The following is a 14,714-nucleotide window of genomic DNA, read 5'->3' as shown; positions in this document are numbered from 1 at the left end:
CCCATCTCGCGACTGCCGCGAGCGATCAGACCCCGGCGAGCATCTTCGCCGGGGTTCATTCATCGCAAGATCAATCTCGCCGGGATTGCCTGCGCCTCAACTACTCAGGCCAGACCATTGCGGATCAGTGGCCGCCGCTCGACGCGACGGCCAGGCGCTTCTTGAACGTCTTGCCGCCGTCCTTCGACTCGAACACCCCGGTCTGAGTGGCGGCAAGGACATGCTCGACGGAGACAGCGGTGAGCGCCTGCGGCTGGCCGCCCGGCACGGTGGAGACCTTCTTCCACGTGGTGCCGCCATCGGTGCTGAGGTTCAGGCCGCCGGAGGTGTCGATGCCATAGAGGGCGTTCTTCGCGGTCCAGGACAGCAAAGCCATCACCGGCTCCTGCCCTTGGGTGAAAGTCTTCCCGCCGTCGCTGCTTCGGGCGACTCCCCCGGCGGTGGTGACCAGGACGACGCCGGGGTCCGTGGGGCTGACTGCTATGTCCAGGGCTTCGAGCCGCGCCCCATCCTTCCAGGAGACGCCGTCCTTGGTCGTGCGCACCAGGCCGTTGGTGGCGTCGTAGCCGTAGACGGTGCCGTGGGCGAAGTCCAGGGCGTGGAAATCGGACTCGCCGGACAAGGACAGGGACTTCCAGGTCTTGCCCGCGTCGGTGCTCTTGATCAGCCCCTTGTTGCCGCCAGAGGTCGGGTGGCCGCTGGCGTAGAACGTTTTGTCGCCGGCCACGGTGAAGCCCATGAAGTCGTCCTTGCTGTCGCCCACCAGCTCGGGATCTCCCTTGATGTCGGGGGTGTAGATGCCTTCATGGGTGGCGACGTAGAGGTGCTGGTCGGCGGGGTCCAGACCGATACCGTGGATGTGACTCACGGCTGTCACGGAAGCGGCGGACGAGCCGGTCGAGTCTGCGCTGTCTCCGCTGTCGGAGCATGCGTCCAGGGTGAGGGCGAGAGCCAGGGCAGTGGCTGCCACGGCGGAAGGTCGCTTGTTCATGATTCCTCGGGGGCGTACGGGTGCACTGGAGCGGCGACCGCCGATCACGGTCATGCCAGCATGGGGAGGTGACCGCTCGGGCTCCTCGGGTGCGTGCCCCGGAGCCCTGGGCGGTCAGTGGGTGATGCGGATCAGAGCCGGTCGAGGATCTTCTCGAACTTCTCGACCTCGGCGGACTGGTTCTTCACGACATCGGCGGCGAGCTTCTTGGCCCTGGCGTTATGGCCGTTCTTCTGCTCGTCCTCCGCCATGGTGATCGCGCCCTTGTGGTGCTCGATCATCATCTCCGCGAACATCCGGTCGAACTCGGTGCCCTTGGCGGCCTCGAGCTTCTTCATGTCCTCATCGGACATCATTCCGGACATCTGGGAGTGGTCCATGCCGCCGGACCCGTGGTCCATGCCGGGCATGCCCTCCTCGGCGGACTCCGGCTTGCCCCAGGCCTTCAGCCAGGACTTCATGGTCTGGATCTCGGGATCCTGGGCCTTCTCGATGTCCGCGGCCAGAGTATTGATCTCCGCGTCCGAGGCCCGGCCGTCCGCGAGCTTGGCCATCTCCAGGGCCTGTTCGTGGTGCGGGATCATCATCTGCGCGAACGTGACGTCCGCGTCGTTGAACGCGCCGGGCGCCGGGTTGTCACCCGCCGCCTGGGCGAACGTGGCGGAGGCGGAGCTGCCGCTCCCGTGGTCCATGCCCTCCACGCCGTTCCCGCCGCAGGCGGCGAGCAGCAGCCCGCCTGCCGTGATGGCGCCCACCATCGCGAGACGGCGGCGTAGGCGACGGTTCAAGGCGTGCTTGTAGGCAGTCATGTGCGAAATACCTCATGTAGTCAGTTCTGGCTGTGTAGTGGCGTACGCGATTGCGCGGGCAGCGCCGAACGGGCCGTGCGAGGTTCGGCCTATATCCGCAGAACTGACAACTGAGAGAGGAGTGCTCTTGGCGGTGGAGTACTGGGGTGCGCCAGAGCCATCGACCGAGCGAGAAGGGCGGTCGCCCGCTCTCGCCGACGGGCCACCGCCGCACGCAGGAACAGCCCGAGCAGCCACACGGTGAGCACCGCCACGCACACCGACATCAGGTCCATGCCGCTCGGGAGCTCGTGCGTCGGCAATGCAGCAGCCGACGCCGCGGTCCCGTGTTCGGCCATCGCCTCGGACCGTGCCGGGGCCTCGGCGGCTGCGGCCTCTTGGGCCATGCCGTCCATGTGCCCATCTGCGACAGCAGGTACGGCGCCGCTCATGCCATGCCCGGACGACTCTTCCGGGTGGCCCAGCGTGTGCATGGCGAACACGCCCAGTGTGAGCATGACGACCAGCAGGAGGTACCCGAAGGCCCCACCTGCGCGCAGCCGCCCACTCATGCTCAGCCTGCCCTCCGTACTCGACCTACTGGGATATTACTAAGTGAGTTGGCACTGGACCGCCGCCACTAGTGCGTGGTGTTGACAATTGACGGCTCTGGACAGCACCGCCCTGGAATGGCGTCCATACACCGTCAGGACCGCCTGCCGCTCTACGGGAAGGCCCCACGTGCCCGGATGGGCGAAGGCATGACAGCCCTGCCATTCGAACGGTCCAGGTTGCTGGTCATCCAGCACGAGCACCGATGTTGACGGGTGCTTCGGCTGTCACAGAGCACCGCGCTGCCTTGTCTTTACGGATGAGGATTAGTACCAACCGCAGAAGGTGAGGTTCCTCATCATGAGCGTCGACAACCCCGAGACGACTCCTCCTCCGCCGCCGACGGTGGAGGTTCTTGCGTCAGTTCCCAAGCCGCCGGTGCCCGACAACCCCGAGGCGACGACCGTCCGGATCACTCTGCCGCCCGGCAGTCCGGGTAACCCGCCGCACCGCCACACCGGCCCCGGGTTCGGGTACGTGGTCAAGGGCGAGATGATTTTTGAGCTGGAGGGCGAACCGGAGCGCGTCATCAAGGCCGGGGAGACGTTCTGGGAGCCGGGAGGTGATGTCATCCACTACCAGGGCGGGAACAACCTTTCGGACGGCGAGACCGTGTACCTTGCCACGATCCTCGGTGTGCCTGGGCAGCCGGTGGTCATACCGGTGAGCGCGGAAGAGCTCGAGGAGCGTCGGGACCGCCGGGCACCTCGCCCGTGACGATCAGGTGGGGAGACCGACCGGGGGCCGGCCTCCCCACCTGGCCGTTCCGCTCCTCATCGGAAGGCGGCTCCGGGAGGGTTGGAGTGGGTGTCGCGGGCCTGGCGGGCGCAGTGCAAAGCCCGTACGAGCTCTTTGGCAGCTCCCCCGACCACGTTGAGCGGAACGACCAGGCCTGCCCGCCCCTTCATCAACGGGCGGAGCTTCGTCACCCGGCCAGGCGACCGCCAGGGCACGCTCGGCCCCGGTGACCAGCGGCCCGGCCAGTGAAGCGGGCCGATACGGAAGTTGGCAGGGACGACACCTGGGCCGCATTTGTCGACGGCCGGCGGGCCGATGCCATCGATTCAGCGACCGCCGACCAGAGCGGCCTTGGAGACCGGCTGGCCGCCTCACCCCCATCTGTACACCGTGCAATCCTCAATGCACTCCCTGACAAGGACTTTTATGCCGAGCGCCGAAGCCCACGTCCGGACCGACCGCCCGAGCCGGTACCTGACACACCTGTGCAAGGACCTCAGCACGATGGGCGGCCACGTGCGCCACCGGCCTCGCCTGCACCACGACGGCACGGCACCGCCTCAGATCCAGCACGTCGAATGGTCCGACACACGCGGGACCATCGACGTCGACGGGGGCCGGTGCACCCTACAAGTCGGCCCCGACTGGCTGACACTCCGTGTGGAAGCCACCGACCAGGACAGCCTCCAGCGCGTCCAGCACCTGATCGCCGGACGCCTGGAGAAGACCGGCAAGCGCGATGCGCTGCAGGTCACCTGGCAACAGGCCGAAGCCGCCGATCACCAGCCCGAGGATCCCGCCACCGATACTCCCGTCCCGGCGGAGAAAGCCGTGGCCCGTCCCCGACGCCGGGCAACGCTCGGCCTCATAGCCGTCATCGCGTTGGTCGTGGCCGCCCACCTCGGCCTGGGCGGACTTCTGCTGACATCCGGTCCGTGGAAGCACTGGGCTATCGGAACCGTCCTGGCAATCAGTCTGCTCCATGTCCTCGGCCGCCTCTTCATACGCCGCAGCAAAGTTCGCAAAGCTCGTTGACCGCGCAGCAGCCAAGGCCCGTCATCGCTGTCACCGAACGCCACGGGGCTTCCTACAAGGCCGGGTAGTAACGAATCTGCGCTGGAGGCAAGGGTTTATGGGTTGCGTTGGCTCATTTAGGTGGCGAGCCCGGACTTGTGGATGAGTCCTCGGGGGGGTCCATCTGGCAATTTTTCGGTGCACAGTGACGGTTGCACAGGCATTCTGCGTGCGGGCGGTCGGCCACCACATCGACCGCCCGCAGCCCGGTGGGCATGATTCCGGCAGCGAGGACACAGAGCCCTCGGCTTGGGTGCGGATGGCGGCCACCGGGTCGCCTGTCCCCTGCGACGAGTTCGGTCAGCGCGGCAAGCGTGGCGGCAGCGTACAGGTTTCCGCCGGTTGCGGGTGCGCTGGGAACGACGAGCGGACATGCACGAAGTGTTCCTCAAACTCGCCTGCTGCCTGATCACCCAGCGGCACTCGAGTCATTGAGCCAGCGGTTGTAAGAGAACCACGAGCAGTACCAGCACCACGCAATACCCGGATGAGCTGCGAGAGCGGGCCGTCCGCGAGGTGCGCACCACCGGCCGCGCGATCGCGCACGTCGCCAAGGACCTGGGAATCCACAAGGAGACCCTTCGCGGCTGGGGTCCGCCAGGCCGATGCGGATGCCGGGGAACGAGATGACTGGCTGGCCACAGCGGAGCGTGAGGAGCTAAGGCAACTCAGCCAGGACAAAGCGGAGTTGAGGCGGGCGAACGAAATCCTCAACGCGGCGAGTGCGCTCTTCTGCGAAACTCGGTGCAGCTTCGGCCATCAGCTCATCGAACGGCATGCCTGCACGGCACTACCCGCGGCCAGAGCCAAGGGGGTGTTCAGGAGAGGGCGGGCGCGGCATCCCTGTGTAGCATCCGGTCGGCCGACGCCGGGGCGGCTCACGCCACGGCCGGCGTGTGGTTACGGGTCAGGCGGTCGGCCGCGGGGCGCGCAGGTGGGCGCGCTGCTTGAGCTCCTCCTCGTCGACGAGTTCGAGCATGGGCTTGCCCGGCGCGCACATCATGGTGACCACGAACTCGGTCTTGGCGTTGGTGAGGGCGTTGCCGTCCTGGTAGTGGATGACGTCGCCACCCGGTTCCCAGAATGTGCTGGCGGCCTCCACGATACGCTCGGGCTCGCCTTCGAGTTCGAAGCGGACCGCGCCCTTGATGACGTAGCCGAACGCCGGGCCGTAATGGCGGGGTGCCGGGGTCGCCGGGGTCCCACTCGATGTGGACGGTCATTGCCGAGGCGCCCTCGGGGACGGTGATCGGAGAGGCGTCCTGGAGCACCTTCGCCGCCTTGGTCCAGCTCGGGCCGTCCTCGCCACCGGTTCCATGACTGTGGCTGTGCTGTGCGTTCTCCGACATGGTGTCGCACCTTCCTCAAGGCCATCGAGGGCGGGATCTAAAAACCGTATTACTGGTCATGACCGGACGCATGGTGGATCTGTGACGGCGCGGCCCGGCTGTGCAGGCCGCGCCGATTCGGGCCGTCCGTGGCTGTGACCGTTGTTGTTGGCGGGGGCTGTGAAGGTCGGCTTCGCCTGGCAGAAGCCTGCCGAGGCCGCCGGGCTGTTCGCTGTGGAGAGGCTGGGTAGGTGGGTCGCTCGGGATGGTGTCAATGAATGCTGTGACCCACACGCGGAGGACGGGCACGCCCACTGAGTCGAGGCACCCGTGGCCATAAGCTGCAGGGCGGCGCCTCTGCGGCTCCCGGCACCCCGGAGGACCGCCGGGGCTGGACGCTCCTGGCCGGCGGCCGTCCTGGTCAGTGCACGTGCGGGCCACCGGTCGACTGCGGTTTGCCGCGCGGTACGAGGCCCAGGGCGACGACGGCGCCGGCAGCGGCCGCCACGGAACACACCGTGAACGCGTCGGCGAAGCCACCCACCGCGCCTCGCTCGAAGCCGGAGGCCGCGACGGTCGAGACGACGGCGACGCCGATCGAACCACCCACCTCGTGGAAGGTGTTGACGACCCCGGAGGCGAGTCCCGCCTCCCGGTGCTCCACCATGGCCAGCGCGGTGGTCGTGGCGGTGACGAACACGGCGCCGATGCCGAGGGAGGCGATCACGAAGCCGGGCAGGAGCCCGGCGTACGCGCTGCCGGTCTCCGACAGCCGGGTCAGCGGGATGCTTCCGACGGCCGTGACGACCATGCCCGCGACAGCGGTCGGGCGGCTGCCGATCCGGCCGACGAGCCGGGACCCGAGGTGGGCGCCGATACCGGTGGCCACGGCGACGGGCAGGAACACCAGCCCGGTCCTCAGCGGGCTGAAGCCCCGGACGTGCTGCAGATGGACGGATCCCAGGAAGAAGAACGAGATCAGCAGGGCCGTGGCGATCAGCATCAGGAAGGCCCCGGCGAGTACTGGTCGCCGGGTGAACATCCGCAGGTCCATCAGCGGGGCCCGGCCGGCCCGTTCGACCGCCGCGAAGGCCGCGTACGCGAACACCGCACCGGCCAGCGGCAGCAGGGTCGAGGCGTCCGCCCAGCCGGTGTCGCCCGCCTTGACCAGGCCGTAGATCAGGGCGGCGGTGCCCGCGGTGACGAGCAGTGCGCCCGGGATGTCGAGCCGTGCGGGTTGCGGAGCACGGGCCGGGACGAAGGCGGGCAGGGCGACCAGTAGGAGCAGCCCGACCGGCACGTTGATGTAGAACACCCACTCCCAGCCGGGCCCGTCGGTGAGGGCTCCGCCGAGCAGCACGCCGGCCGCGGAGCCGGTGCCGCCGATCGCCGCCCAGACGCCGAGCGCCTTGTTGCGTTCGGTGCCGTAGAAGGTCGTGGTGACGAGGGACAGTGCGGCCGGGGACAGCAAGGCTGCGCCGACGCCCTGGCCGATCCGGCCGCCGAGCAGCGTCGGGGCGTTCTCGGCCAGACCGGTGACCAGTGAGGCGGCGGTGAAGAGGGCGAGTCCGGAGAGCAGGGTGCGGCGGGCGCCGAGGGCGTCGGCGAGCCGGCCACCGAGCAGCATCAGCCCACCGAAGCAGAGGGTGTAAGCGGTGACCACCCAGGTCAGAGTCTCCCGGCCGAGGTCGAGGTCGGCCGCCATGTCGGGGAGGGCGACGTTCACGACGGTGACGTCGAGGATCAGCATGAACTGCGCGAGGCAGATCAGTGCGAGTGCCGACCAGCGGCGCGGGTCGGCGGGCGGGTGATGGTCGTGTTCGGCCGTGTGCGGCGCACCGGCTGCGGAGTGGGTCATGACGGGTCCTTCGGGCGAGTGGATGCGGTCGGGTTGGCGCCACGGGAAGGAGCGAGCAGGAGAGCGAGGAGTACGCCCGCCGCGGTGACACCGGCCCCGGCGAACATCGCCGGCCCCATGCCGTCGACGAACGCGTGGCGGGCGGCTTCAGCGAAGGCGGCTCCGGCCTCGCCCGGCAGTCGCTCGACGAGGGCGAGCGCGGTACCCAGGGACTCCTTGGCGGAGTCGAGGAGACTCTCGGGAACAGGAGCGGGGATGTCGTCGAGTTCGCTGCGGTATCGGTCGGACAGCAGGCTGCCCATGACGGCGACTCCGGTCGCCGCGCCCAGCTGGATGGCGGCGCTGTTGGTGGCCGAGCCCACGCCGAGGTCTGTTTCGGGCAGCGAGCCGACGATGGCATCGCTGGTCGCGGTGATGACGAATCCGGCGCCCACGCCCAGCAGCAACAGGGCCACGAGAGCCCGGCCGTAGCCGTCCGCCGCCCCGGTGGCGGCGAGCACCGCCGCGGAGGCGCACAGGAGGGCGAGTCCGACGGCCGACACCGTGCGCATGCCGAGGCGCGGCGCGAGAACGCCCGCCAGTGGTCCGGCGACCAGCAGCGCGAGCGCGGCGGGGCCGAGCCGCACCCCGGTCTGCCCGGGGCTGTGCCCGAGGACGAACTGGAAGTGCTGCACGGCCACGAACAGCGTGCCGATCAGCGCGAACGCGCCCAACAGGACCAACAGGGCACCGGCCGCGAGCGCACGGTGCCCGAAGAGCCGCAGCGGCAGCATCGGGGACGCGACCCGGCGCTGCCAGGCGACGAAGACGGCGAGCAGCAGGGCGCCCGCCGCGAAGGCGGCCAGCACGGCGGAACTCGTCCAGCCGCGGTCGGGCCCTTCGATGACCGCCCACAGCACGCTTGCCACGGCCACGACGGACAGCAGGGCGCCGGCCGGGTCCAGCCGCCCGCTCTCGGGAGCGCGGGAGTTGGGCACCAGCAGGGCGGCGGCGATCAGGCCTGCGATGCCTATGGGGAGGTTGATCAGGAACACCGGTCCCCACCAGTAGTGGCTCAGCAGCCAGCCGTCGACCATCGGTCCGATCACCGTCCCGACGCAGACCGCCGCCGACCAGATGCCGATCGCCTTGGTGCGTTCGGCACCGCGCGGGAAGACGTTCCCGATGACGGCGAGCGTGGCCGGCATGATCAGCGCCTCGCCGACGCCCATGGCTCCGCGCGCGAGAACCAATGTGGTGACGGACCCGGCGTACGCGGCGACGACGGACGCCGCCGTGAACAGCGCCAGGCCGGACATGAAGATCCTCCCCCAGCCTCCGGCCGGGGGTGCCCCCAGCGGCCGAGCCGATCCGCCAGGCTGCCGCAGAACAGCACCAAACTGCCGGACATCAGCGCATAGCTGTCGACGATCCACTGCAACTGGCTGGTGGAAGCGCCGAGTTCGCCGACAAGGGTGGGCAGGGCGACGTTCAGCACGGTGGTGTCGAGCCCGACGACCAGCAGGCTCACGCTTACGACGGCGAGGGTGAGCCATCGCCGGACCGGCGGTCTGCGGTGAGGCGGTCACCCGATGAGTCACGGAAGGCACGAAGTTCCCTTTCTCGCGCACGGCCTCGCTCGACCGACGCTCCCATATGAACCATACTGTTCAGTTCATATGAACTCAACCGTACAGTTCAGATGGGTGCTAGGGTCGACTCATGAGCGTGGAGAGCGTCAAACGGCCCCCCAGCGGACCCCGCGCGGAGCTCAAACGGCAGGCCATCGTGCGGGCCGCCCGCGAACTGTTCCTACGGGACGGCTTCGGCGTGGGCATGGACACCATCGCCGCCGAGGCAGGTGTGTCCAAGGTGACCGTCTACAACCACTTCGGCAGCAAGGAAGCCCTGTTCACGGCGGTCATCACAGACGCACTCGACGAGCCTCTCGCCGGTGAGTCGTCAGCCGCGCTGGAGGGCCTGGCCGAGGCCGAGGACCTGCGGGCCGCCCTCATCGAGGCGGCCCGCGCCTGGGTCCACGCCGTCCGCACCAACCACGAGGTCACCGCTCTACGCAACCTCGTCGCCGCTGAGCTCCACCGCTTCCCCGAACTGGGCGAGGCCTGGAGACACCGCGCCACGGAGAGCCACCACCCCGCCGTCGCGAACGCCCTGCGGGCCCTCACCGAGCAAGGCCGATTGGAGATCCCCGACCTGCAGGTGGCGATCATCCAGTTCTACGGGCTTCTGGTCTTCCCCCACATGGTCTTCAGCTCCTACGGCACGCACATCGACGAGGACCTGACGGTCCGTCTCATCACCAGCGGCGTCGACATGTTCCTGGACCACTACGGCCCACGGAGCACATAGCGGCCCATCCGCGTCGAGGGCACCGGACCGGCGCTACGAAGGCCCAGTTGACCGGCCGTCGGCTTGGGGCCGAACGAGATGGACTTGCGGGGCAACAGCACTCCGGCACGGACCAGTTCCCACACCGTGTCCTCGCTGGCCACGGGCAGCAGGAGCGCGCTGCCGCTGCCGGGTGCGGACACGGCCGCAGTGGCCTGGCGAATGTCCGCCGGGCTCGGGCGGACGCGACACCCCAGGGGCGGGGACACTTGTTGTTTCCCCGCCCCTGGCCCGGAGGGCCGGTGAGTCAGACGGTGGCGGAGAGCGGCTCGGAGGCGGGTGGAGTCGCCAGTCGGCCGGTGCGGTGCAGGCCATACAGCGCGGCCGCGCCGACACTCCACCCGCCGGTGGCGTAGTGGGAGGCGGCCAGTTGGCGGCACGTCCACACGGCCTCGTGCGGGGCGACCCAGTGCACCTCGGAGAACTGCTCGTAGGCGACGTTGCGGGGGTAGATGCTGGAGCCGAGTCCGCGCATCAGCCGGGGCCGGGCGGGCTGGCCGAAGATCGTCGAACCGGTCGTGTCCACGCCGACTACGGTCAGCTCCGGGTAGAGCTGGCACAGGACTCGGGAGACGCCCGCGGAGTGGCCGCCGGTGCCGACGCTGCATACCAGTACGTCGATGTGACCCGTCTCGGAGGCGAGTTCAAGAGCCAGCGGGGTGTAGGCGGCGACGTTGTCGGGGTTGTTGTACTGGTCCGGGCACCAGGAGCCGGGGTGCTGCTCCAACAGTCGCTGTACGCGCTCGCGGCGGGCCTGCTGCCAGCCGCCCGTGGTATGGGGCTCTGAGACGACGTTGACCTGGGCGCCGTATGCGGTCAGCAGCCGGGTCATGGACAACTCCAGCCCCGGATCGGTGACCAGGGTGACCGGGTGGCCGTACACCATCCCGGCCAGCGCCAGCCCCAGGCCCAGAGTGCCGCTCGTGGACTCGATGATCCGTCCGCCGGGCCGCAGGTCGCCACGGCCCGAGCCCGCTCCACCATGTGCAGCCCCGGACGGTCCTTGATGCCGCCGGGGTTGAACCCCTCAAGCTTCGCCCAGAAGCCACGCCCGGCCGGGGCCAGCGGCTCCGACACCTGTAGCAGCGGGGTGTTGCCCACCAGCCCGGACAGGGCGGACTGGCCCGACCCGGCCTTGGTCAATGACTGCATATCTGTTTTTCACTCTCGCTCGATGAATGCACGGTGCAGGGTTCATCTCGCGCTCCATGGCGACAGGGCGGACCACAGGTCCGCGTTCAGGCCTTGGACACGCGGCAGCCGACGAGGTCGACCGGCTGCGAGCAAGGGCCGGTTGGATGACTCCGTACTCCTGGACTTGCTGCACCACGGAGGCTGCTCTCAGCGCCGCAGGTGAGGCACCGTCCATGGGCCTACCAGCGGCAGGCACTCGCACGGTTGAGGCGTCGTCGGCACTGGTCGATTCGCGAACCGACGCTGCACAGCAGGGCGATGCCATCAATCCTGAAACATCGGGTTACCCCGTCAGGCCAATGGCTTGTTTGCTGCGGCGAGTGTGCAGGCGACGCCCAGACGTAGCGTCTTCACGCCCGTGCGCCGTCAGCACGACGCGACGGCAACCTCCCGACCGCCGCCCATCTCGCCCCCTATGTCGGCCTTTATTCGGCCGCCGAATTCGGGCGCGGCCCCGCACCGGAGCCCGGTCAGGGCCGCGCGCCTCAGTGTGCGTGTCCGGCCTCTCCCTCGACGGGCTTGGTCTGCGAGGCCTTCTCGGGCTCGTCCACTGCACCGCCCGTATGCACTGTGAAGGCTGCCGTGCGCACCTCGCCCTTGTGCTGGAAGTCCAGGAACAGGCGGTATGCGCCGGCGCTGGGCGCCGTAGCCGTGAAGGAGACCTCGGGGCCGGGCTGGGTTTCGCCGTCGCCGGGCTCGCCGTTGGGGTGGACGTGCAGGTAGGCGAGGTCGCCGGAGCGCAGGGCGACCAGGTGGCCGTAGGCACCCAGGTACGGCTGGAGGTCACGGACCGGCTTGCCGTCCTTGGTCACCGTCAGCGTCAGTTCACTGGCCTTGCCGGGCGTCAGGTCGCCGTCGAGCTTCACCTCGTAACCATCGGTCCTCGCGGTGGTGTTGCGCTCGGGTAGTTCAGCGGGCTCGTACGTTCCGGACACCGCGAGGTCCGCGCCGAGGGTGAGCGCCTGGCCGCCTTCGGGCTTGAAGTCGGCAAAGACGCGGTAGTCGCCGGCCTTGGGGAGGTTCACGGGGGTGGACCAGGTGCCGTCGGCGGCCCGAGCGGGATGCAGATGGCGGTAGACGGTCAGGTCGCGCGAGGCCAGGATCAGGTGGAGCTCCTTGTCGTGCTCGCGCTGGTACGCGGTGACCTTGCGCCCAGTCCCGTCCTGTACGACGGAGAAGCGCAGCTCGGCCTTCTTGCCGGCCTCGAGGCGCGGGGTCTTCAGGTCGAGCGTGTAGCCGTTCCGGGATATCTCGAGGCCTGCTGGCGGTGCCGCCTCGTGACCTCCCTCCTTCGCCTCGTTGTGCCCGGCCGCCGTCTTCTCGTCGTGCCCGGCGGCGTGGCCTTCAGGGCCGCTGTGGGTGCCGCTCTCCGGCTCGGGCGAGATCGCGTCGACCGCGCCGCCCACGCCATAGGCGGCGCCGAAGGTCGTGGCGAGTGCGGCGGCGAAGACGGTGATCCGCAGTCCGGTGTTCATGGTCAACTCCTCATCTCGCGGCCGCTCGACGTGCGACCGACACAGCTCAACATACCCCTAGGGGGTATGAAGTCAAGCCGGAACACGCCTTGCCTCGCATACCGGAGGGGGGTATACATGAAACCGTTGTTCATACCCCCCAGGGGTATAAGTCACTAGCTGTGGAGGATCCCATGTCGAACTGCTGCACTCCCGACGGAAGCTGCCACACCAACGCGGAGATCAAGACCACCTACAAGGTCGACGGCGTCGGCAGTGCCCACTGCCAGGACGTCGTCGCCAAGGCGGTGGGCGGCCTGGACGAGGTCACCGCGGTCGACGTCGAGATCGGCACGGGCCTGGTCACCGTGACGACCGCCACCGAGCCCGACGAGGCGCTCGACGCACTGATCGCCAAGACCGTCGACGAGGCCGGATACGACTTCGTCGGCCGCGTGGCCGTCTGACCCACAAGCCTCGGCGGGGCCGCCCTGCCGACAGGCCCCGCCACTCCTCCCCCATTGCAGATCGCGTCCGTGAGCTCCGAGGAGCAGACATGACCACCACCACGCCCGGCGCCGCCGAGGTCGAACTCGCCATCGGCGGCATGACCTGCGCCTCGTGCGCCGCCCGGATCGAGAAGAAGCTCAACCGCATGGACGGGGTCGAGGCCACCGTCAACTACGCCACGGAGAAGGCCAAGGTCACCTACCGCGAGGACGTCGCCGTCGCCGACCTGATCGCCACGGTCGAGACCACCGGCTACACCGCACGCAAGCCCGAGCCCGTACGCACCGTGCCGGAAGCCGGCAGCGGCCCCGCTCAGGACGAAAGCAACGAACTGCGGCCCCTGCGTCAGCGGTTGACCACCGCGGTCGCGCTCGCCGCCCCCGTGATCGCGATGGCCATGATCCCGGCGCTGCAGTTCGAGTACTGGCAGTGGCTCTCGCTCACGCTGGCGGCACCCGTGGTGACGTATGCCGCCTGGCCCTTCCACAAGGCCGCGTGGACCAACGCCCGGCACGGTGCCGCCACCATGGACACGCTGATATCGGTGGGCACGTCGGCGGCATTCCTGTGGTCGCTATGGGCCCTGTTCTTCGGCACGGCCGGGACGCCCGGCATGACGCACCCCTTCGAACTCACCATCGCCCGCGCCGACGGCGCCGGGAACATCTACCTGGAGGCCGCGGCCGGCGTCACCGCCTTCATCCTGGCCGGCCGGTACTTCGAGTCGCGGTCCAAGCGGAAGGCGGGAGCGGCGCTGAAGGAACTGCTGGAGCTGGGCGCCAAGGACGTCACCGTGCTGCGCGACGGCCGTGAAGAGCACATCGCTACCGGTGAGTTGAAGGTCGGCGACCGGTTCCTCGTACGGCCCGGCGAGAAGATCGCCACCGACGGCGTGGTCGTCGAGGGCTCGTCCGCCGTCGACGCGGCCATGCTCACGGGCGAGTCCGTGCCGGTGGAGGTCGGCGTCGGGGACGCCGTCACCGGCGCCACGCTCAACGCCGGCGGCCGCCTGGTAGTCGAGGCCACCCGCGTCGGCGCCGACACCCAGCTCGCCCGTATGGCCAAGCTGGTGGAGGACGCGCAGAACGGCAAGGCCGCCGCCCAGCGGCTCGCCGACAAGATCTCCGCGGTCTTCGTCCCGGTCGTGATCGCCCTGGCGCTCGGCACCCTGGGCTTCTGGCTCGGCAACGGCGCAGGTCTGACCGCCGCCTTCACCGCAGCCGTCGCCGTACTGATCATCGCCTGCCCGTGCGCCCTGGGCCTGGCAACCCCGACCGCGCTGATGGTCGGCACCGGGCGCGGCGCTCAGCTCGGCATCCTGATCAAGGGACCCGAGGTCCTGGAGACGACGCGCAAGGTCGACACCATCGTGCTGGACAAGACCGGCACCGTCACCACCGGCAAGATGACCCTGCTCGCCGTGCACACCGCCGACGGCACCGACGAGGACGACGTCCTGCGCCTGGCGGGCGCCCTGGAGCACTCCTCGGAGCACCCTATCGCCCAGGCCGTCGCCTCCGGCGCCGCCGCCCGGCTCGGCACACTGCCCGCCCCGGAGGACTTCGCGAACATCGCCGGACTCGGTGTCCAGGGCATCGTCGAGGGCCACGCGGTCCTCGTCGGCCGCGAGAAGCTGCTCACCGAGTGGGTCATCACCCTGCCGGAGAACCTGCAGCGCGCCAAGGCCGAAGCCGAGGCGGCCGGTCGTACCGCTATCGCCGTCGCCTGGGACGGCGAGGCCCGCGCGGTCCTGGAGGTCGCCGACGCCATCAAGGAGAC

Annotated in this window: 13 protein-coding genes and 3 pseudogenes; 6 read left to right on the top strand and 10 right to left on the bottom strand. The window is 69.2% G+C overall.

All coding sequences use genetic code 11. From position 1 onward, the window contains the following. Positions 1 to 124 precede the first annotated feature (124 nt). The 3 genes from ACTWQJ_RS11240 to ACTWQJ_RS11230 form a co-directional block, all read right to left on the bottom strand. Complete coding sequence (locus ACTWQJ_RS11240; protein ID WP_443306484.1) at positions 125 to 991, bottom strand: F510_1955 family glycosylhydrolase; 867 nt, start codon at positions 989 to 991, stop codon at positions 125 to 127. Between the two features lie 131 nt (positions 992 to 1,122). Then, the gene (locus ACTWQJ_RS11235) at positions 1,123 to 1,800 is read right to left on the bottom strand and encodes a DUF305 domain-containing protein (RefSeq protein WP_443306483.1); all 678 of its coding nucleotides are present in this window, start codon (positions 1,798 to 1,800) and stop codon (positions 1,123 to 1,125) included. A gap of 89 nt (positions 1,801 to 1,889) precedes the next feature. Next, positions 1,890 to 2,351, bottom strand: coding sequence for a DUF6153 family protein (locus ACTWQJ_RS11230; protein WP_443306482.1), 462 nt, complete (start codon positions 2,349 to 2,351; stop codon positions 1,890 to 1,892). Between the two features lie 340 nt (positions 2,352 to 2,691). On the opposite strand from ACTWQJ_RS11230, the gene ACTWQJ_RS11225 reads away from it, so the two are divergent. The 3 genes and pseudogenes from ACTWQJ_RS11225 to ACTWQJ_RS11215 all read left to right on the top strand — a co-directional run. Then, positions 2,692 to 3,108 carry a cupin domain-containing protein gene (locus ACTWQJ_RS11225; RefSeq protein ID WP_443306481.1) on the top strand — a complete coding sequence of 139 codons (417 nt, stop codon included), beginning with the start codon at positions 2,692 to 2,694 and terminating at the stop codon, positions 3,106 to 3,108. Between the two features lie 336 nt (positions 3,109 to 3,444). Beyond that, positions 3,445 to 4,164: a DUF2218 domain-containing protein gene (locus tag ACTWQJ_RS11220; RefSeq protein ID WP_443306504.1), complete on the top strand. Its 720-nt coding sequence runs from the start codon at positions 3,445 to 3,447 to the stop codon at positions 4,162 to 4,164. Positions 4,165 to 4,689: 525 nt separating this feature from the next. After that, positions 4,690 to 4,833 (top strand): annotated as a pseudogene (locus ACTWQJ_RS11215) (transposase); the annotation flags it as partial. Positions 4,834 to 5,110: 277 nt separating this feature from the next. Here the strand turns inward: ACTWQJ_RS11215 and ACTWQJ_RS11210 are convergent. The 4 genes and pseudogenes from ACTWQJ_RS11210 to ACTWQJ_RS11195 form a co-directional block, all read right to left on the bottom strand. Beyond that, a pseudogene (locus ACTWQJ_RS11210) lies at positions 5,111 to 5,552 on the bottom strand (cupin domain-containing protein). Between the two features lie 400 nt (positions 5,553 to 5,952). Then, positions 5,953 to 7,389: an MFS transporter gene (locus tag ACTWQJ_RS11205; protein ID WP_443306480.1), complete on the bottom strand. Its 1,437-nt coding sequence runs from the start codon at positions 7,387 to 7,389 to the stop codon at positions 5,953 to 5,955. Further along, positions 7,386 to 8,687, bottom strand: coding sequence for an MFS transporter (locus ACTWQJ_RS11200; protein WP_443306479.1), 1,302 nt, complete (start codon positions 8,685 to 8,687; stop codon positions 7,386 to 7,388). Before ACTWQJ_RS11200 ends, ACTWQJ_RS11205 begins: the two co-directional genes overlap by 4 nt. Then, a complete protein-coding gene (locus tag ACTWQJ_RS11195) occupies positions 8,579 to 8,899 on the bottom strand; it encodes an MFS transporter (protein ID WP_443306478.1) in 321 nt (106 codons plus the stop codon). Before ACTWQJ_RS11195 ends, ACTWQJ_RS11200 begins: the two co-directional genes overlap by 109 nt. 191 nt (positions 8,900 to 9,090) lie before the next feature. On the opposite strand from ACTWQJ_RS11195, the gene ACTWQJ_RS11190 reads away from it, so the two are divergent. Next, positions 9,091 to 9,738 carry a TetR/AcrR family transcriptional regulator gene (locus ACTWQJ_RS11190; protein WP_443306477.1) on the top strand — a complete coding sequence of 216 codons (648 nt, stop codon included), beginning with the start codon at positions 9,091 to 9,093 and terminating at the stop codon, positions 9,736 to 9,738. On the opposite strand, the gene ACTWQJ_RS11185 is transcribed toward ACTWQJ_RS11190, so the two are convergent. The 3 genes and pseudogenes from ACTWQJ_RS11185 to ACTWQJ_RS11175 all read right to left on the bottom strand — a co-directional run bounded on the left by ACTWQJ_RS11185 (position 9,717) and on the right by ACTWQJ_RS11175 (position 12,446). Next, entirely contained in the window at positions 9,717 to 9,920 is a 204-nt protein-coding gene (locus ACTWQJ_RS11185; RefSeq protein ID WP_443306476.1) for a hypothetical protein, read from the bottom strand. The two genes, ACTWQJ_RS11190 and ACTWQJ_RS11185, sit on opposite strands and share 22 nt — an antisense overlap. A 173-nt stretch (positions 9,921 to 10,093) precedes the next feature. Beyond that, positions 10,094 to 10,929: pseudogene (locus ACTWQJ_RS11180) on the bottom strand (PLP-dependent cysteine synthase family protein); the annotation flags it as partial. 527 nt (positions 10,930 to 11,456) lie between these two features. Next, the gene (locus tag ACTWQJ_RS11175) at positions 11,457 to 12,446 is read right to left on the bottom strand and encodes a hypothetical protein (RefSeq protein WP_443306475.1); all 990 of its coding nucleotides are present in this window, start codon (positions 12,444 to 12,446) and stop codon (positions 11,457 to 11,459) included. A 173-nt stretch (positions 12,447 to 12,619) separates the two neighbouring features. Here ACTWQJ_RS11175 and ACTWQJ_RS11170 point away from each other — a divergent pair, with 173 nt between their 5' ends. Both ACTWQJ_RS11170 and ACTWQJ_RS11165 read left to right on the top strand, forming a co-directional pair. Continuing rightward, positions 12,620 to 12,892 (top strand): heavy-metal-associated domain-containing protein, encoded by a 273-nt coding sequence (locus ACTWQJ_RS11170; protein ID WP_443306474.1) that lies wholly within the window; start codon positions 12,620 to 12,622, stop codon positions 12,890 to 12,892. An 89-nt stretch (positions 12,893 to 12,981) separates the two neighbouring features. Further along, on the top strand, positions 12,982 to 14,714 hold a 1,733-nt coding region (locus tag ACTWQJ_RS11165), incomplete at its 3' end, for a heavy metal translocating P-type ATPase (RefSeq protein WP_443306473.1).

Origin of the sequence: Streptomyces sp. KR55 (assembly GCF_052245645.1) — a bacterium.
GTDB classification, from domain to species: Bacteria; Actinomycetota; Actinomycetes; order Streptomycetales; family Streptomycetaceae; genus Streptomyces; species Streptomyces flavusporus.
This window is presented reverse-complemented; position numbering and strand designations above follow the sequence as displayed.